The organism is Niveispirillum fermenti, from assembly GCF_052474395.1.
This window is the reverse complement of sequence record NZ_CP156678.1, coordinates 160,168-176,731: the sequence shown is the minus strand read 5'-3', so window position 1 is coordinate 176,731 and position 16,564 is coordinate 160,168. Positions and strand designations below refer to the sequence as shown.

Genomic DNA, 16,564 nt, shown 5'->3' with positions numbered 1-16,564 from the left:
GGATGGCTGTTTTCCGCGACGATGACGGAAGCCTGTACTGGAGTGACCGCAGCGCGCCCGTGCTGGTCCCGGCCGCCCCGGCGCCAGAGGGGGTGCCAGAGGGGGTGCCAGAGGGGGTGCCAGAGGGGGTGGGAGCGGGGGCGGCCAGGCCTGGCGCAGCGAAGACCGACACGCCGGTGGCCGGCCTGCGCCTGATCCGGCCGGACCGCTGGGCCGCCGTCGCCCACGGCAGCCTTTATGCCGCGCTGACGGGGCTGGGGCTGGGCGCTGCCGGTTTCGCGCTGTGGCTGGCCGGGCATCCGGCGGCGGGCCTGCCCGGCGGGCTGGGTTTCCTGGTGCTGGTACTGACCTCGGTCGCGGTGCAGCGGCTGGGCACCAGTCCCGCCGCGCATGACCGGCCGCTGACCCTGCTGCGCCCCCAGCCGGTGGGACCCGCACTGCTGTACCATCTGCGGTCGCTGGCGCTGCCGCTGCTGGTGTTTCTGGTGCTGCATGACTGGATGGGGCGCACCGAACTGGACAATACCCGGCTGCTGCTGGCCGCGCTGGGCGCCCTTTTCGCGCTGGCCTCCACCATCGTGGCGGTGCGCCAGTTGCGCGAACTGATCCAGGCGCTGCGCACACCGCCCTGATCAGGGCACCGCACCGGGGCCGCGCAGCCAGTCCACGAAGGCACGCAGCGGTCCCGGCAGGTGGCGGCGGCTGCTGTAGTAAAGGAACGGGCCGGAAAAGCGCAGGCCCCAATCCTGCAAGGCCGGCACCAGCGTGCCTGCGGCCAGATGCGGTTCCAGCAATTCCTGGAACGTGTAGATCCAGCCGAGCCCGTCCAGCGCCGCGCGCAGCGACAGGGCGCTGTCGGCACTGACCAGCGGCCCCGACGGATGCAGCTTCACCGTCTGCCCCGCCTTCTCGAACTCCCACGGCACGATGGCGCCGCCCGGAAAGCCCTGGCGCAGGCAGGGACGGGCCAGCAGGTCCGTCGGATGGGCCGGCATCCCGTCGCGGGCGATCCGCGCGGGTGCCGCAGCCAGGAGATAGCGCTGCTCACGCGGGCCCAGCGGCACCGCCACCACATCCTGGGCCAGCGCCTCCTCATACCGCACGCCGGCATCGAAGCCGGCCGCGAAGACATCGACCAGGGCATTGTCGGTCGCCACCTCCAGCGTGATGCCGGGATGGGCGGCCAGAAAGGGCGCCACGATGCCGGGCAGCACCAGATGCGATACGATGACCGGCACGTTCAGCCGCAAGGTGCCGAACGCGGTACCGCGATAGGGACCCAGGCTGTCCAGTGCCGCCGTCACGGCCGCCATGGCCGGCGACAGGCTTTCCACCAGCCGCTGCCCGGCCTCGGTGGGCGTGACGCTGCGGGTCGTGCGGTGCAGCAGGCGCACGCCCATCGCCTCTTCCAGGTTGCGCACGGCCTGGCTGAGGGTGGAGGGCGACACGCCCCGCTCACGCGCGGCGCGGCGGAAATTGCGATGGCGGGCCACGGACAGGAACGCATCCAGATCGGCAAGGGCATAAGGCGGCATTGTACGGATTTCCGAACAGAGCATACGGTATATGCAGGATTATCGCATAATCCGGACCATGGCAGCATTCCTTCCATCGTCACCATCCCTTGAAGGAAGCCTGCCATGATGATGCATCGCACCCTGGGGACCACCGGTCCCCTCACCTCCGCCCTGGGTCTTGGCTGCATGGGCATGTCCGACCTTTACGGACCCGCCGACCGGGCGGAAGGCATCGCCACGATCCATGCCGCCCTGGATGCTGGCATCACCCTGCTGGATACGGGCGATTTCTATGGCATGGGTCATAATGAGATGCTGATCCGCGAGGCGCTGCACGGGCGCCGGCGCGACAATGTGCTGCTGAGCGTCAAGTTCGGCGCCCTGCGCGGGCCCGACGGGCAATGGGCCGGCTATGACGCCCGGCCCGTCGCCATCCGCAACTTCGTCGCTTACAGCCTGAAGCGGCTTGGCACGGACCATATCGACATTTACCGCCCCTCCCGGCTGGACCCCGACGTGCCCATCGAGGACACGATCGGCGCCATCGCCGATCTGGTGAAGGAAGGATATGTCCGCCATATCGGCCTGTCGGAAGTGGGGGCCGACACCATCCGCCGGGCCGCCGCCATCCACCCGATCAGTGACCTGCAGATCGAATATTCCCTGATCAGCCGGGGGGTCGAGGAGGCCATCCTGCCGGTCTGCCGGGGACTGGGCATCGGCATCACGGCCTATGGCGTGCTGTCGCGCGGGCTGATCAGCGGGCATTTCACGGGCACCGCCGGAGGGACGGATTTCCGCAGCCACAGCCCCCGTTTCCAGGGCCCGAACCTGGACCATAATCTGGCACTGGTGGACACGCTGCGCCGTGTGGCCGCCGATATCGGGGCCAGTGTGGCGCAGGTGGCCATCGCCTGGGTCGCCTCCCGCGGGGCGGACATCGTGCCGCTGGTCGGCGCGCGCCGCCGCGACCGGCTGGCCGAAAGCCTGGGGGCGGCCAGTCTGGTCCTGTCGGCCGCCGAACTGGCCGCGATCGAAGCGGCCATCCCGCCCGGCGCCGCAGCCGGTGACCGCTATCCGGAGGCTCTGCTGGCCCATATGGACAGCGAGCGGGGGTGAGGCCGGCGGGGCCGCCCGGTGCCCGTTCCCGATGGGGCGTACTCACCGGGAACGGGCAAAATAGCATTATCCGCGTCCGTCACGTGCCTGCTGGCGAAACTCGCGCGGGGTGGTGCCGAAGGCGGCGCGGAAGGAACGGCTGAACTGCGAGGCGTCGGCGAAGCCGTTCTTCATGGCGATCTGCGTCAGGGACAGGCCGTCACAGCCCACGGCCGCCAGATCGGCACGGCAACGCTGCAACCGCCGCTGCTTGATCCATTCCGACACGGTCATGTCCGTCGCCTCGAACAGCCGGTGCAGATAGCGGGGGGAGAAGCGGAAGGCCGCCGCGATGCTCTGCGGCCCCAACCCGGGGTCGCCGGCCTGCGTGTTGATGTAATCCTGCACGCGGGTCAGCAGGGCGCGCTGGAAGGCCGATCCGTTCAGCCGTTCCAGTTCCGGCCGGAAGGCGATGGCCGCCAGTTCCACCGTGGCGCGCAGCATGGCCGGCCGGTCGGCGGGATCGATATTGTCGATGGACCGGTGCAACTGCCGCAGATGGGCCAGCAGCACGGCACCCACCCCGCTGTCGCCGCGCACCTGCAGACCGCACATATCCTCGATGCTGGGCAGGGCCGACAGGGCGGCCTGGCGGGGGATCAGCAGGGAATATTGATGCTGCACCTCCCGTGCGGCGAAATAGGCCGGCCGCGTGCTGTCCCACAGCGCGATGCTGCCCGCCCCCAGTTCGGTCTGGTTGCGGCCCTGTTCCAGCAGCGTGCGGCCCTGTTCCAGGAACAGCAGGCAGAAATACCCCGCCTGTGACTTGCGGATCTCGTCCGCCCGCCGCCACCCGGCCAGCGGGTCGGCCACGACATGGGTGAAGACGAATTCATCCACCGGACGGCGCAGCACCTGCGCGCTGTAATTGTCGCCACGGTCGACATGCAGGTCCCAATGGAAATGGGTGCGGTCCAGCACATCCTGGAACCCGCGGAAGCGGCGGTTGACGGGCATGGATTGCGACGACCAGCTTTCGGTCCCGGCCAAAGACATGACACCTCCCACGGATTGATCTTGGTCTTGGGCCCGATCCGTTCGGGTACCGCATAGTAAACCGCATCCTCCCCGCTGACGAGCCGCGGCATACGAAGCGATGCGCGCAGGAACAAGAATAAGGTCGCTGCCGCGCAAGTCGCCGCGCGCCCCGCGCTGTGGCGCATGAGTTCTGACGCTCAGCGCAAAGTCACGGGCCCGGTGGCCGCGATAGGGTCCCGCCATCACAGAAGAACGCCCGATCGAAGGGACAAGGGGGAGGAAAAACATGCAGTTCAGAAAAGGGGCGCGCACGGCGCTGGCCCTGCCGCTTCTGGCCGCGACGGCGGCAGCGGTCCCGGCCGGCGCACAGGAAGCCATCGAGGAGATCGTGGTCATGGCCCAGCGCCGGGCCCAGAACCTGCAGGAGGTGCCGGTCTCCGTCACGGCCCTGGGCGGGGCGCAGTTGCAGGAAAGCGGCCTGTCCAACAGCCTGGCCATCGGCGACATCGTGCCGAACCTGGAGATCAAGACCTTCGGCGGCGTGCCGAACATCTTCATCCGCGGTGTCGGCAACAATGATTTCAACTCCTCCTCCGTCGGGCCGGTCAGCATCTATCGCGACGATGTGGCCGTGGCCTCGACGGGCAGCCAGAGCTTCTCGCTGTTCGATCTGGACCGGGTGGAGGTGCTGCGCGGGCCGCAGGGCACGTTGTTCGGCAAGAACACGACGGGCGGGGCCATCGTCTATGTCTCCAAGCTGCCGGATGGCCGGCAGGAGGGCTATTTCCGCCTGGGCTATGGCCGCTTCAACCTGTTCGAGGCGGAGGCCGCAGCCTCCATGCCGCTGGCCGAGGGACTGTCGGCGCGCGTGTCGGCCACCTTGCGGCGCGGCGACGGCGAACGGGTGAATCTTTTCACCGGCGAACGCGCCATCGATGTGGACGAAGGGGCCGTGCGGGCCATCCTGCGCTATCATCCCGACGGCGACCGTGATGTCGATGTCAGGCTGGCCGCCGGCACAGGCCGCGACCGCAGCGACTATTTGCAGCCCAAGCCCGACGGGCAGATCAACGGGGGCGACCTGTTCGGTTACCGCGATCCGGCACCGGGCGAGGTGAAGATCCTGAATTTCAACGGCGACAGCCGCAACCATTCCGACAATCACTGGGTCTCGCTGACCGCCTCCTTCAGCCTGTCCGACACGCTGTCGGTGAAATCCATCACGGGGTACGACAAGGGCGACGTGGATAACCGCGTGGATGTGGATGGCGGCCCCCTGCGCATCGACCAGATCAAGTTCCTGACGGAGACCGAGCAGAAGTCGCAGGAGCTGCAGGTCGCCTATAATGGCGGCGGCATCCAGGCGCTGATCGGCGCCTTCTATTTCGACGAGGATTTCATCTCCCACTCGGAAGCCGATCTGGTGGGCGAACTGTCCTTTGCCGATGGGGCCGTGCCCCTGGTCACCGATGCCACGCGCCGGAACAAGAGCTATGCCATCTTCGGGCAGACGACCATCGATGTCGCCGAGGGCCTGCGCCTGACGGCGGGCGCGCGCTATACCTGGGACAAGGTGCGGGCCACGCACCAGGGCGTGCTGATCCCCGGCTTCTTCGATGCCGATATTCCCGACGGCGCACCCGTGGCGCTGGTGCCATATGCCGCGATGGGCGACACGTTCAAGGCATCGTCCTGGCGGCTGGCCGCCGATTACGACGTGACCCGGGATGTCATGGCCTATGGGTCCGTCACACGGGGTTTCAAATCGGGCAATTTCAATATCGGCATCATCACCAGCGTGGCGGAACGGACCAAGGTCGATCCGGAATTCCTGACAGCCTACGAGATCGGTCTGAAAAGCACCCTGCTGGATCGCCGGCTGCGCGCCAATATCGCCGCCTTCCTTTACGATTACAGCGACCTGCAGGTTCTGTCGGTCAACCAGCAGGGCAGCGGCGTGCCCACCCTGGGCCTGGACAATGCCGCCGACGCCCGTATCAAGGGGCTGGAGGTGGAACTGACGGCCATTCCCGCCGACGGGCTGGACCTGGGCCTCAACCTGGGCCTGCTGGATGCGCAGTACCGTAACTACACTTCCGGTGCCATCGATCCGGCCACGGGCCAGGCCCGCGACTTTTCCGGCAACAGGCTGCCCGGCGCGCCGAAATTCACCCTGTCCGGCTTCGCGCAATACCGGGTGCCGCTGACCGCCGCCTATGGCGCGGCCTTCCGGGCCGAATATAATTACACCGCCAAGAAATACTACAACAACGCCCAGGATGATCTGGTCAGCAGCCGGGGCGGCCATGGTCTCCTGAACCTGCGCGTGGCCCTGTCGTCGCCCGATGCCGATTGGGAACTGGCCTTCTGGGGCCGCAACGTCACCGACAAGGCCTATATCGTCGATGCCACCGACCTGCGCGATTTCGGCGTGATCCCGCTTTACTACGGTGAGCGGGCGAGCTGGGGCATCGAATTCACCCAACGTTTCTGACCGATGAAAGGACGGGACGCATGTCCACCGATGAAAGCCTGATCCCGGCGGAGGAAAAGCCGTGGGTTCCCCTGGCCGACGGGATCGATTTCCGCCTGCTGTTCACCAGCCTTGAAACAGGCCGCTGGACCGTGCTGCTGCGCTGCCAGCCCGGCAGTTCCTTCGGCCGGCACAAGCATTACGGCGCCGGCGAATATTTCGTGGTCAAGGGCCGCATGGAATACCGCATGGGCGTCGCTCTGGCCGGCACCTGGGGCTATGAGCCGCTGGGCACCATCCATGAATGCACCAGCTTTCCTGAATATACCGAGTTGCTGTTCACCAATCACGGACCTGTGATGTTCATCGAGGAGGATGGAACCATCCAGTCCACCCTGGATGGGGAATTGCTGCGCGGCCTGATCGCGGACAATGCCGTGACGGGGCCGGCGGGCTGATAGCGGCGCCCCTTGGGACCGGACCCCCGCCGGGGGCACCTCTCCTCCCAAGGGTCCGGTCCGGTGCCACAGAGCCTTCTGCATGCGGAAAATATCGGCGGCCCGTCCCGCTTGCCCCGTTGCGGGCCGTGATATATGCCCCAATATGTCGAACTTGTTTGACAGACGGAGCATCCGCTTGATCCCGCTTTCCGAGGCCCGTGCCCGCATCCTGGCGGCGGCGACGCTGCTGCCCGCCGAACAGGTCCCCATCACCGAGGGGCTGGGGCGCGTGCTGGCCGCCGATGTCGTGGCCCGCGTCACCCACCCGCCCACCGCCGTCAGCGCCATGGACGGCTGGGCCGTGCGCACGGCCGACCTTTCCGTCTTCCCCGCCACCCTGTCCCGCATCGGGGAGGCGCCGGCCGGCCGGCCGTTCGACGGCGTGGTCGGCCCCGGCCAGGCCGTGCGCATCTTCACCGGCGGTGCGCTGCCGGCCGGTGCCGATACCGTGGTGGTGCAGGAGGATGCGGAGGATCACGGCGCCACCGTGACGCTGAAGGATGGCGGCGGGCCCGGCCGCTGGGTCCGTCCGGCGGGCCAGGATTTCGCGGCGGGTGACATCGGGGTGCCGGCGGGCCGTCGCCTGACGGTCCGCGACCTGGCGCTGGCCGCATCGATGAACGTCCCCTGGCTGCGGGTTCGCCGCCGTCCCCGCGTGTCCATCCTGGCCACGGGTGACGAGGTGGTGATGCCGGGCGACACGCTGGCGCCGGGCCAGATCGTCAGTTCCAATTCCCTGGCGCTGGCGGCCCTGGTGCGCCAGTTGGGCGGCGAGCCGGTGGATCTGGGCATCGCGGCCGACAGTGTGGACAGCCTGTCCGCCCTGGTTTCCGCCGCGTCGGGCACCGATCTGTTGATCACCATCGGCGGTGCGTCGGTGGGGGAACATGATCTGGTGCGGTCCGTCCTGGGGGCGGCGGGGATGGAACTGGATTTCTGGAAGATCGCCATGCGGCCCGGCAAGCCGCTGATCTTCGGGCGCATGCATGGCGTGCCCATGATCGGGCTGCCCGGCAATCCCGTTTCCGCCCTGGTCTGCGCCTGGCTTTTCCTGCGCCCGCTGTTGCTGGCCATGCAGGGACTGCCGGCGGATGACGAATTGCGTGACGCCGTGCTGGGACGTGACATGGGGGGCAACGACGCGCGGGCTGATTTCATCCGTGCCCGGCTGTCCACCGATGGGGAAGGCCGCCTTGTGGCCGAACCCTTTCCCAAACAGGATAGCGGCATGCTGAGCCGCCTGGCCTGGGCCGACTGCCTGATCCTGCGCGCCCCCCACGCCCCGCCGGCCAGGGCGGGGGACCGCGTGCGGGTAATGCCGCTCGACGCGCTCTGACGCCGGTCGCCCTCTGACACCCGTCGCCGCGTGGGCGCTCCGGCCGCCGGGTCAGGCCCCGATACGGGCTGCTTCGGCGGCAGCGCGTTGCATGCTGGTCGACATGTCGCCGGCAACAGCGCTCTGCTGCGACACGGCGGCGGCGATGGAACTGACATAGTCGCTGACCTGGCTGATGGCGCCATGGATACTGTCGAGCGTCTGCACGACCTCCGTCGCCGTCTCCCGCAGGCTGCCGATATCATCATTGATACGGTCGGTGGCGGCGCGGGCCTGGTTGGCCAGGTTCTTCACCTCCTGCGCGACGACGGCGAAACCCTTTCCGGCCTCCCCGGCGCGCGCGGCTTCGATGGAGGCGTTCAGGGCCAGCAGGTTGATCTGTCCCGTGATGCCGGAGATCAGGTTCACGATCTCGACCATGCTGTCGGACAGCGAACTGAGGCGTGCCGTCACGGCACCGGCCGCGTCGACGCGGCGGTTGGCCGATTCGGCCTCGTCGCGGGAACGGGCCATGTTGTGAGCGATCTCGCGGATCGAAGCGTTCATCTGCTCCGCGCCGGCGGCAACATTCTCCATCATGCTGCGCACATGTTCGCTGCGCTGACGGGCCAGCACCTGCCGCGTCACGTCGCTGGCATATTTCACGACCTTGTAGGGCTTGCCATTCAAATCCAGGACGGGATTGTAGGAGGCCTGAATCCAGACTTCCTGCCCGTTGCGGCCGATGCGCCGATATTCGCCGGCCTGATATTCACCGCGGCCCAGCCGTTCCCAGAACTGGCGATAGGGGGCGCTGTCGCGCTCCTCCTCCGGCATGAACATGCGGTGATGCCGGCCCTGGATCTCCTCCAGCCGGTATCCCAGCGTGTCGAGGAAATTAGCATTGGCCGTGATGATCGTGCCATCGAGGTTGAAGGCGATGACCGCCTGGCTTTTGCTGATGGCCTGGATCTGGCTTTCGAAATCGGCCGTGCGGCGCTTCTGTTCCGTGATGTCGGTGGCGAATTTCACCACTTTCTCCACCCGCCCGTCCTCGTCGAGGATAGGGGTGTAGGTGGCCTGGATCCAGATGTCGTGCCCATCCTTGCGCACGCGCCGGAACTCCCCGCCATTATGTTCCCCGGCGGCCAGTTGCCGCCAGAACTGGAGATAGGCGGTGCTCTCCCGCTCCTCCGCGGGAACGAACATGCGGTGATGCCGGCCCTGGATCTCCTCCAGCCGGTATCCCAGCGCGGACAGGAAATTTTCGTTCGCCGTCATGATCTCGCCGCTGGACGTGAACTCGATCACGGCTTGTGACCGGCCGATGGCGGCCACCTTGGCGGCGAGATCATTTCGCAGGTGGATGGTTTCCGTAATGTCTGTCGCCAGCTTCACGACCCGGACCACCTGACCTGCCCGGTTGAAGACAGGATTATATGTGGCGCGGATCCAAATTTCCCGACCTTCACGGGTGACCCGGCGGAAAACGCCGGTCTGGAATTTGCCCTGCTTCAGCGTATTCCAGAAATCGCGATATCCTTCACTTGCATGTTCTTTGGGAAGAACGAAAATTTTATGGTGTTTCCCAATAATATCTTCACGATGATAGCCGAGAGATGTCAGGAAGTTCTCGTTTGCATCTAGTATATATCCGTTAATATCAAATTCAATGACACATTGAGAGCGATCGATAGCATCCCTTAAAGCGGAAAGTCGACGGGTTTCCTGAGAAGGCTTAAAAATACGCACCGGCAATTTCCTTATTGGAAAATTAGCTATATAAATATTTATAATGATTTTGATGGTGCTGCCACCTATCCTTTCGTATATGTGGTTTCCGGGATGTTTTCTCTAAGAAATTTTTAAATGTGCATGTTATGTCAGGTGAAACTTGATGAATACCTATCCAACATCCATAGGCCGAATGTTATAAGTACATTTTTGGTGTGGCTATATCCCCCTATAGTGGTGTCGGCGGGACGGATTGCGTGCTGATGGACATTGTGAAAGCACGAACCAAAATAGAACATTGATTGACGTTCCGGGATTGTTCTATAGTCGGACCGTATCATGCCGCTGCGTGGATGGGCGACGGGCGGTTGCGGTCAAGGGGATGCCATGCTGACGCGCAAGCAACAGGAACTGCTGTTCTTCATCAATGAGCGGCTGGAACAGGGTGGGGTCTCCCCTTCCTTCGATGAAATGAAGGATGCGCTGGGCCTGAAATCGAAATCGGGCATCCACCGGCTGATCACAGGGCTGGAGGAGCGGGGCTTCATCCGCCGCCTGCCGCATCGCGCCCGCGCGCTGGAGGTGCTGCGCCTGCCGGAGAAGCCGGCGGCCAAGGCCCGCCCGGCCGCCGCACCGGCGTCACAGCCGCCGGCGGATGTGACGCCGCGGTTCAAGCCCAATGTCATCAAGGGAGATTTCCGGGGCGCCCTGCCGGGGCGTCCGGCCAGCAACGACGCCGAAGCCGTGGCCCTGCCGCTTTACGGCCGGATCGCCGCCGGCCTGCCGATCGAGGCGATGCGCGACAGTTCGGTGACGATCGACATTCCCGCCAGCATGGTGGCGACGGGCGATCATTACGCGCTGGAAGTCGCCGGTGACAGCATGGTGGATGCCGGCATCCTGGATGGCGACACGGTGATCATCCAGCGCTGCGAGACGGCGGAGAATGGCGTGATCGTCGTGGCGCTGGTGGATGGGCAGGAGGTGACGCTGAAGCGCCTGCGCCGCAAGGGGAATTCCATCGCGCTGGAACCTGCGAACCCCAATTACGAAACGCGCGTGTTCGGGGCCGACCGGGTCAATGTGCAGGGCCGGCTGGTCGGGTTGATCCGCCGGTATTGACGGCGGCCACTGCCGCAATCGCGACACGGACATGCCGCGCTTTTGCCCGGACCGGGTGCCAGGGTGCCAGTCATCGAAACGGTTTGAAAGATGGCTGGTCACCCATGTCCGCCCTGTCGTCCGTCGCGGCGCGTGCGCTGCTGTTGCTGGTGCCGCTGTCGTTGGCCATGTCGGGCTGTGCCAGCCCCTGTGACCGTATCAATGCCGAAATGCGCCAGTTGAACGCCGATACCATCCGCGACCCGACCATGGCGGGTGACGGGCGCTATCTGTCCCGGTTTCAGGAACTGGCGGCGCAGTCGGTGGAACGGGGGTGTCTGGGGCCGGAACGCTGACGACCGGCAGGGTGCCGGCCGTCACAGCCGGGCCGGGGGGCGGGGATGGATCGCCATGCGGTGGCGGGCGCCGCAGCACCGGCCGCAGCACCACTCGTGCGGCGTAGCCAAGCCATTGGCATGTTGGCGCCCGGCATGTTGGCGCCGGCGCTTGAATGCGGTGATCGGAACCAACAAGGTCCGATCACCGCAGAATGGGAATGGTATGAACGGGCGCCACCGGCGCGGTGAATGAGTACGACCCGGATCAGGCTCAGCGCTTGTCCACGAAGCCGGGGGGCCGCAGCTTGACCAGATGGTCGGGGTCGGCCGGGCTGCCGTCCGGCAACAGCCCCAGATAATAGCTTTTCTGCCATTTGGCTGTGCGGGCGTCCGATCCGGGCTGGCTCAACTCCTCATTGAAGCGGGTGCGGCCCTGGGCCCAATCCTCGAACCGCCGGGCCAGTTCGGGATCGTCCGACAGGTTGCGGATTTCCGGTTCCACGCTTTCCAGCAGGCGGCGCTGCACGGGGAAGATCGTGCAGAAAGGTTCCATGGCGTCGAACCGGACGGTCCGGCCCGGCGCCGTGAATTTCCAGTTCATGGTGAAGCTGTAGGGTGCCCAATCCGTCTCGATGATGCCCGACAGGGCGGAAATACCATCCTTGGGCCGGTTCACGGGGCCCTGCGCGCACAGGCTCCACCCCGGCTCGGTGCGGAACACGGCTTCGATATGGAAGGTCAGCACACCGGAGCCGAAATGGCTGATGGCCGGGGCCGTCGTGCCGGGATCGGGCGTGATGCTGATGCTGTCGATACCGCTTCCGCCATCCCAATGGGCCGTGAAGCCACTGCGGTTCAGCAGTTCCCAGCCATGGGCATTGGCGATGTTGAGCGGCAGGCAGCGATAGGCATAGGCCTGCGGGGTGCCGTCCATCCAGTCGCGCGTGGCCGGTGCCGGACGGATCAGGGGCGGATCGCCATGAATGGCATAGCAGATCAGCTTCATGTGGGACCGGGGCCCTTATGCCCGGATCGGATTCAGGATGGCACCGACATCGATGCCGGGCTGGTCGGAAATCTGCATCAGCAACTCGTCCACCTCCCGTTCCGCGGTGTCGGCATAGCGGTCGAACAGGGCCTCCAGCACGACCTGCTGGTATTTCTCCCGCGTGCAGTTGCCGGCCGCATATTCAATCTCCAGCGCCATCTGCTGGGCCGTGCGGAAGGGCGCGGTCAGGGGGCCGGGAATGGCCGCCGCGTCCATCAGGCAATGCAGCCCCAGCACGCCATCATCCCAGGCCAGGATGCCGGCGGCCTGCGGCGTGATGTTGGCCCGTGCCGCCATGCCCGCCACGAACAGTTCCAGATCGCCCGCGCACAGGGCCCGGAACAGTACCTGCGGGGTCAGCCGGCCCTGGCGGTAGAGATGCTTGGCCACCATCTCCGCATCATCGGGGGAGACCAGCAGGGGCTGCAGGACGCGCAGCGTTGCGGCCTCCCGTCCCCCCTCGGCCAGCCGCTTGGCCAGGGCCGGCTCGATCTTGTGGTCGCGGATCAATTGCTGGCGCACATCCTCCGACACCAGGGCGATCATGCGTTCCACGATGGCGACGGTGACATCCGGCCGGGCGGCGACGCTGTCGGCAACGATCCGGAACTGCCCGAACCGTTCCGCCGCACGGCTCAGCGTCGCCTCCCGCACGGCGGCACCGCGATTGCGCAGCAGATGCACGACGGTGACGACATTGCCCGTTTCGACCAGGGCGGCCGACACGGCTTCCGACACGGTGCGGCGCCCGGCGATGGCTAGCTGCTTCTGCGGATCCCGCTCGGCCACGATCTCCAGCAACAGGTTCTCCGGCAGACCATCCACATATTTCAGGATGGGCACGGCCACCTGTGCCACGTCGCGGGCCAGCTTTTCCGCCATGTCGGCGGTCAGGATGGGGCTGTTATGGATCTGCCAGGCCACGGCGGCCCGCACCTCCATCTCCGCATCGGAGGCGAAGGCGCGCAGCACATCGAGCGCCAGCCGCTGTTCCTTGGCCGTCAGTCCGCCTTCCTCCATCTCCATGACCAGCTTCGTCATGGTATCGATGCGCGCGCCGCTGCCAGGCTGCTTCAGCAGCCGTTCCACGTCGCTGCTGTTCAGGCGGGCCCGGAGGACGGGTCGCGCCGGGGCCGCGGGGTCCCCGGCCGTCGGGGTCATCATCATGGGGTCAGTCCTGGCCACGGCTGTCGTAACGGACGACATCCCCCCAAAGCCGTTCCAGGCGGCGCAGCATGTTATATGTGGTCTCCAGGTCCCGGACATCGGATGCGGTGTGCAGCAACTGCGCGGCCTGCCGCTCCTCCAGCTTCTTGATCTCCGCACACAGCCATTCGCCCTTTTCCGACAGGCGCAGGCGGGCGGCCCGGCGATCGCGGGCCGAGGCCCCGCGGTCGACATAGCCCTGTTCGACCAGATGCTTGAGATTGTAGCTGGCGTTGGACCCCAGATAATAGCCGCGCTCCATGAGGTCGCGGACGGTCAGTTCGTCACCGCCGATATTCAGAAGCATCAGCACCTGCATGGGGCTGATGTCATCCACGCCGATCCGGCCCAGTTCGACGCGGACCACATCATGCAGACGGCGCTGCATATGGTCCAGCACGCGGGCAATGTCGCCATAAAGCGAAATCTCGCTTACCGGGGCCGGCTGGCTCCGGTCGGGGAAATGTTCCACCGGCGCTTCGCCGATGCGGGTCAACCTGATCATCCTGCCAATCCCCCACCCTTCATCACCCGCCATCATCGCTCGCCTCATGGCAGAAAGCCGGCCGGAGAAGAAAGCACTCGTCCCGCCCTTCCCCTACATTATCGTCTGTGGCGGCGACCGCAAGTGCAACCGCACAAAAATACCCCTCTCCGGCGGTATAGGCCCTTTGGATGGAGGGGGGCGACCTCAGCGGGCGAAGATCATGGCTTCGTCGCGGAACGCCTTGAATTCCAGGGCGTTGCCGGACGGGTCCAGCAGGAACATCGTCGCCTGTTCCCCCGGCTTTCCGGTGAAGCGGATGCCGGGTTCGATGATGAAGCGCTGGCCCGCCGCGCGCAGCCGGGCCGCCAGCATCTCCCAATCCGGCCAATCCAGGATCAGGCCGAAATGCCGGACGGGCACGTCATGCCCGTCCACGGGGCTGGTATCGCGCGCGCCGCATTCCCCCGGCGCCAGATGCGCCACGATCTGGTGACCGTGAAGATCGAAATCCACCCATTGAGGGGAACTGCGCCCCTCCGCACAGCCCAGCAGGCCGCCATAGAAGCCGCGGGCCGCGTCCAGGTCATGAACGGGAAAGGCCAGATGGAAGCGTGGCCGCGTTGTCATGCCGGGTTCCTCCGGGATGGGCGGGATGGGCGGGATGGGCGGGGAGGGGTAGGGAAGGTTATTTGGCGGCGATGCTGATCGTCACCGTATCCTCGTAATCGCCGGCCTGTCGGTTGGTGCCGGGCGGGATGGAGACGGACAGCACGGTCTGCCGCGCATTGCCGGACACGCCGCGTTCGGCGGCCAGGGTGCCGGTGCTGCTGTTGGTGTCCCCGTAATGCAGGGTATAGCCGATATTGGCCCCGCCGGCCGACAGGGCGCCGCCATTCTTGGACACCATGCTGACCGTATAGCCGTTGGAGGCGTTGCACCGCTCCTCCACCGTGGCGACGGGCAGGTTGGTGACGCCGGCATTCAGGTCCAGCGTGGCGCTGGTGGTGGACAGGGCGACGGTGCAGCTTTGCGGCATGCTGGCGCGCAGGGTCAGTGTCGCCTGGGTCGATCCCTGCGCCTGCGCCAGAACGCCCACCCCGGCGCACCCGGCCAGGACCAGCAGGGCCGTGACGCGGCCGATGGCATTGCGCCTGAACTGATTGGCCATATCCCACCTCACTTCCACCCGTTCTGGGCATTCCGGCAGCCCCCTGGGCGGGGAAGCGCCGTGCCGGCCATTTGGCCGGCAATAAGGATATTATTCGGTCGTGATCGTTAAGATCAAGTTGTCATGGTAGGTGCCGGCCAGCGCCTGCGGTGCCGCGTCGCTTTCCACCCGCAATTCGTAATTGCCGGCGCCGCCCAGCCCCACCGTGGTGCCGCTACCCAGCGACACGGCTCGGCCACCGACATAAAGCCGATAACCGATGCCCGACGGGCTGTCGCGGGACACCAGGCGGCCGGCATTCTCGGAGGAAAGCGACAGCGAATAGTCGCCATTGCCGCTGACCGACAGTTCGAACCGGCCGCTGCCGCCGCGCGTCAGTTCCCCCATGTCCAGCGTGCCGACCGATCCGGACAGCGGCCGCGACACCCCGTCGACCACCACGCTGGCGCTGACCACGGACCGCACCTTGGTACGCACCTGGGCCGTGCGGGACGCGATGGGGCCATAGGGCGTCCCGTCCCGCAGCTCATAGACATTGACGGTGACGCGGTCCTGATAGGTGCCCTTGGCGACAAGCTGTCCCGGCTCGATATAGCTGAAGACCTGCAGGCGGGCGGTATCCTGCTTGGCGCTCATGGCCAGGGGGAACATGGCCGATTCGTTGCCACGGATGTCGCCGACCCGCTGGCTCAGCCGGGCATCCTTGTAAAGTTCATAGACCAGCCGGTCCTTGGCGCTTTCCATGACGCGGGTGCCGTTGCCCCCGTCATCGATGCCGACCAGCAGCGCGCAGGCGCCGCCATCCTTGTGCCGCAGCTCGATCTCGTTATAGCCCGTGGCGCCGCCGCCATAGGGATCATACTCAGCCGTCGGCTCGATCCGGTCGATGGACCGGATGTCGATGTCGCACCGGTCGCTGTCCTTGGCCATAGCCGGCAGGGTCCCGGCCAGCAACAGCAGCACGGGCAGGAACGGCAGGCGCTGGAACATCGGGGGCATCGCACGTCTCACCCTGTCCGGAAGCTTGCAGAAGCGTGCAACCGACAATGCCAGCATCGGCCACCCGTCTCCAGACCGCCTGGTGCGAATTCGTATAAAGGCCCCGCACCGTCCGGACAGCCTGATCCAGGCAGACCAAACATACAGGCAGGCCAATACAAAAAGCGTCGCCGGAAATGTCCGGCGACGCTTTTGCGCGTGCCTTGCGGCCAAGCAGCTTACTTCAGGCCGAAGCTCTGGAAGCGCTTGTTGAACTTGGCGATCTGGCCACCGGTATCCAGCAGCTTCTGCACGCCCGTCCAGGCCGGATGGGACTTCGGATCGATGTCCAGACGCAGCGTGTCGCCGGCCTTGCCCATGGTGGTGCGGGTCTTGAAGGAGGAACCGTCGGTCATGACGACGGTGATCTCGTGATAAGCGGGGTGGATGTCAGGCTTCATGGTCGGCAGTCCCTAAATCGAAGCCGCGCTTATATACAAAGCCTGGGGCGGTGGCAACCCCATCCGGCCCCGCATCGCTGCAAGGCAGGGCTGATACACATG

At 65.9% G+C, this 16,564-nt stretch carries 17 protein-coding genes; 7 read left to right on the top strand and 10 right to left on the bottom strand.

What is annotated here, in order from left to right:
- Nucleotides 1-2 precede the first annotated feature (2 nt).
- A complete protein-coding gene (locus ABC728_RS00750; RefSeq protein ID WP_416621445.1) occupies nucleotides 3-632 on the top strand; it encodes a hypothetical protein in 630 nt (209 codons plus the stop codon).
- Here the strand turns inward: ABC728_RS00750 and ABC728_RS00745 are convergent, their stop codons facing one another.
- Nucleotides 633-1,535 carry a LysR family transcriptional regulator gene (locus tag ABC728_RS00745; protein WP_416621444.1) on the bottom strand — a complete coding sequence of 301 codons (903 nt, stop codon included), beginning with the start codon at nucleotides 1,533-1,535 and terminating at the stop codon, nucleotides 633-635.
- 108 nt (nucleotides 1,536-1,643) lie between these two features.
- Here ABC728_RS00745 and ABC728_RS00740 point away from each other — a divergent pair, with 108 nt between their 5' ends.
- Nucleotides 1,644-2,636, top strand: coding sequence for an aldo/keto reductase (locus ABC728_RS00740; RefSeq protein WP_445376314.1), 993 nt, complete (start codon nucleotides 1,644-1,646; stop codon nucleotides 2,634-2,636).
- A 66-nt stretch (nucleotides 2,637-2,702) separates the two neighbouring features.
- On the opposite strand, the gene ABC728_RS00735 is transcribed toward ABC728_RS00740, so the two are convergent.
- Nucleotides 2,703-3,671, bottom strand: coding sequence for a helix-turn-helix domain-containing protein (locus ABC728_RS00735; RefSeq protein WP_416621442.1), 969 nt, complete (start codon nucleotides 3,669-3,671; stop codon nucleotides 2,703-2,705).
- A 268-nt stretch (nucleotides 3,672-3,939) separates the two neighbouring features.
- Here ABC728_RS00735 and ABC728_RS00730 point away from each other — a divergent pair, with 268 nt between their 5' ends.
- From ABC728_RS00730 to ABC728_RS00720, 3 genes are all read left to right on the top strand, one after another.
- Nucleotides 3,940-6,147 carry a TonB-dependent receptor gene (locus ABC728_RS00730; protein WP_416621441.1) on the top strand — a complete coding sequence of 736 codons (2,208 nt, stop codon included), beginning with the start codon at nucleotides 3,940-3,942 and terminating at the stop codon, nucleotides 6,145-6,147.
- A 20-nt stretch (nucleotides 6,148-6,167) separates the two neighbouring features.
- Entirely contained in the window at nucleotides 6,168-6,584 is a 417-nt protein-coding gene (locus ABC728_RS00725) for a 2,4'-dihydroxyacetophenone dioxygenase family protein (protein ID WP_416621440.1), read from the top strand.
- Nucleotides 6,585-6,762: 178 nt separating this feature from the next.
- Complete coding sequence (locus ABC728_RS00720; protein WP_416621439.1) at nucleotides 6,763-7,962, top strand: molybdopterin molybdotransferase MoeA; 1,200 nt, start codon at nucleotides 6,763-6,765, stop codon at nucleotides 7,960-7,962.
- Nucleotides 7,963-8,013: 51 nt separating this feature from the next.
- Here the strand turns inward: ABC728_RS00720 and ABC728_RS00715 are convergent, their stop codons facing one another.
- Complete coding sequence (locus ABC728_RS00715) at nucleotides 8,014-9,693, bottom strand: methyl-accepting chemotaxis protein (protein ID WP_416621438.1); 1,680 nt, start codon at nucleotides 9,691-9,693, stop codon at nucleotides 8,014-8,016.
- Between the two features lie 369 nt (nucleotides 9,694-10,062).
- Between ABC728_RS00715 and lexA the strand changes: the two genes are divergently transcribed.
- Nucleotides 10,063-10,797 carry a transcriptional repressor LexA gene (gene lexA, locus ABC728_RS00710; protein ID WP_416621437.1) on the top strand — a complete coding sequence of 245 codons (735 nt, stop codon included), beginning with the start codon at nucleotides 10,063-10,065 and terminating at the stop codon, nucleotides 10,795-10,797.
- Nucleotides 10,798-10,901: 104 nt separating this feature from the next.
- The gene (locus ABC728_RS00705; RefSeq protein WP_416621436.1) at nucleotides 10,902-11,132 is read left to right on the top strand and encodes a hypothetical protein; all 231 of its coding nucleotides are present in this window, start codon (nucleotides 10,902-10,904) and stop codon (nucleotides 11,130-11,132) included.
- Between the two features lie 253 nt (nucleotides 11,133-11,385).
- Here the strand turns inward: ABC728_RS00705 and ABC728_RS00700 are convergent, their stop codons facing one another.
- The 7 genes from ABC728_RS00700 to rpmE all read right to left on the bottom strand — a co-directional run bounded on the left by ABC728_RS00700 (nucleotide 11,386) and on the right by rpmE (nucleotide 16,462).
- Nucleotides 11,386-12,120, bottom strand: coding sequence for a DUF6065 family protein (locus tag ABC728_RS00700; protein WP_416621435.1), 735 nt, complete (start codon nucleotides 12,118-12,120; stop codon nucleotides 11,386-11,388).
- Between the two features lie 15 nt (nucleotides 12,121-12,135).
- Complete coding sequence (locus ABC728_RS00695; RefSeq protein WP_416621434.1) at nucleotides 12,136-13,329, bottom strand: DUF2336 domain-containing protein; 1,194 nt, start codon at nucleotides 13,327-13,329, stop codon at nucleotides 12,136-12,138.
- Between the two features lie 4 nt (nucleotides 13,330-13,333).
- Complete coding sequence (locus ABC728_RS00690) at nucleotides 13,334-13,873, bottom strand: MarR family transcriptional regulator (RefSeq protein WP_416621433.1); 540 nt, start codon at nucleotides 13,871-13,873, stop codon at nucleotides 13,334-13,336.
- A gap of 186 nt (nucleotides 13,874-14,059) precedes the next feature.
- Nucleotides 14,060-14,482 carry a VOC family protein gene (locus tag ABC728_RS00685; RefSeq protein WP_416621432.1) on the bottom strand — a complete coding sequence of 141 codons (423 nt, stop codon included), beginning with the start codon at nucleotides 14,480-14,482 and terminating at the stop codon, nucleotides 14,060-14,062.
- Nucleotides 14,483-14,540: 58 nt separating this feature from the next.
- Nucleotides 14,541-15,023, bottom strand: coding sequence for a hypothetical protein (locus tag ABC728_RS00680; protein ID WP_416621431.1), 483 nt, complete (start codon nucleotides 15,021-15,023; stop codon nucleotides 14,541-14,543).
- Between the two features lie 90 nt (nucleotides 15,024-15,113).
- A complete protein-coding gene (locus ABC728_RS00675; protein WP_416621430.1) occupies nucleotides 15,114-16,022 on the bottom strand; it encodes a spore coat protein U domain-containing protein in 909 nt (302 codons plus the stop codon).
- Nucleotides 16,023-16,240: 218 nt separating this feature from the next.
- Entirely contained in the window at nucleotides 16,241-16,462 is a 222-nt protein-coding gene (gene rpmE, locus ABC728_RS00670; RefSeq protein WP_416621429.1) for a 50S ribosomal protein L31, read from the bottom strand.
- Nucleotides 16,463-16,564 lie beyond the last annotated feature (102 nt).

Excerpts from the sequence above, each read along its gene's own strand:
- ABC728_RS00750 (WP_416621445.1), top strand. The coding sequence starts at position 3 with ATGGCTGTTTTCCGCGACGATGACGGAAGCCTGTACTGGAGTGACCGC.
- ABC728_RS00745 (WP_416621444.1), bottom strand. The coding sequence starts at position 1,535 with ATGCCGCCTTATGCCCTTGCCGATCTGGATGCGTTCCTGTCCGTGGCC.
- ABC728_RS00740 (WP_445376314.1), top strand. The coding sequence starts at position 1,644 with ATGATGCATCGCACCCTGGGGACCACCGGTCCCCTCACCTCCGCCCTG.
- ABC728_RS00735 (WP_416621442.1), bottom strand. The coding sequence starts at position 3,671 with ATGTCTTTGGCCGGGACCGAAAGCTGGTCGTCGCAATCCATGCCCGTC.
- ABC728_RS00730 (WP_416621441.1), top strand. The coding sequence starts at position 3,940 with ATGCAGTTCAGAAAAGGGGCGCGCACGGCGCTGGCCCTGCCGCTTCTG.
- ABC728_RS00725 (WP_416621440.1), top strand. The coding sequence starts at position 6,168 with ATGTCCACCGATGAAAGCCTGATCCCGGCGGAGGAAAAGCCGTGGGTT.
- lexA (WP_416621437.1), top strand. The coding sequence starts at position 10,063 with ATGCTGACGCGCAAGCAACAGGAACTGCTGTTCTTCATCAATGAGCGG.
- ABC728_RS00705 (WP_416621436.1), top strand. The coding sequence starts at position 10,902 with ATGTCCGCCCTGTCGTCCGTCGCGGCGCGTGCGCTGCTGTTGCTGGTG.
- ABC728_RS00700 (WP_416621435.1), bottom strand. The coding sequence starts at position 12,120 with ATGAAGCTGATCTGCTATGCCATTCATGGCGATCCGCCCCTGATCCGT.
- ABC728_RS00695 (WP_416621434.1), bottom strand. The coding sequence starts at position 13,329 with ATGATGATGACCCCGACGGCCGGGGACCCCGCGGCCCCGGCGCGACCC.
- ABC728_RS00690 (WP_416621433.1), bottom strand. The coding sequence starts at position 13,873 with ATGATCAGGTTGACCCGCATCGGCGAAGCGCCGGTGGAACATTTCCCC.
- ABC728_RS00685 (WP_416621432.1), bottom strand. The coding sequence starts at position 14,482 with ATGACAACGCGGCCACGCTTCCATCTGGCCTTTCCCGTTCATGACCTG.
- ABC728_RS00680 (WP_416621431.1), bottom strand. The coding sequence starts at position 15,023 with ATGGCCAATCAGTTCAGGCGCAATGCCATCGGCCGCGTCACGGCCCTG.
- ABC728_RS00675 (WP_416621430.1), bottom strand. The coding sequence starts at position 16,022 with ATGCCCCCGATGTTCCAGCGCCTGCCGTTCCTGCCCGTGCTGCTGTTG.
- rpmE (WP_416621429.1), bottom strand. The coding sequence starts at position 16,462 with ATGAAGCCTGACATCCACCCCGCTTATCACGAGATCACCGTCGTCATG.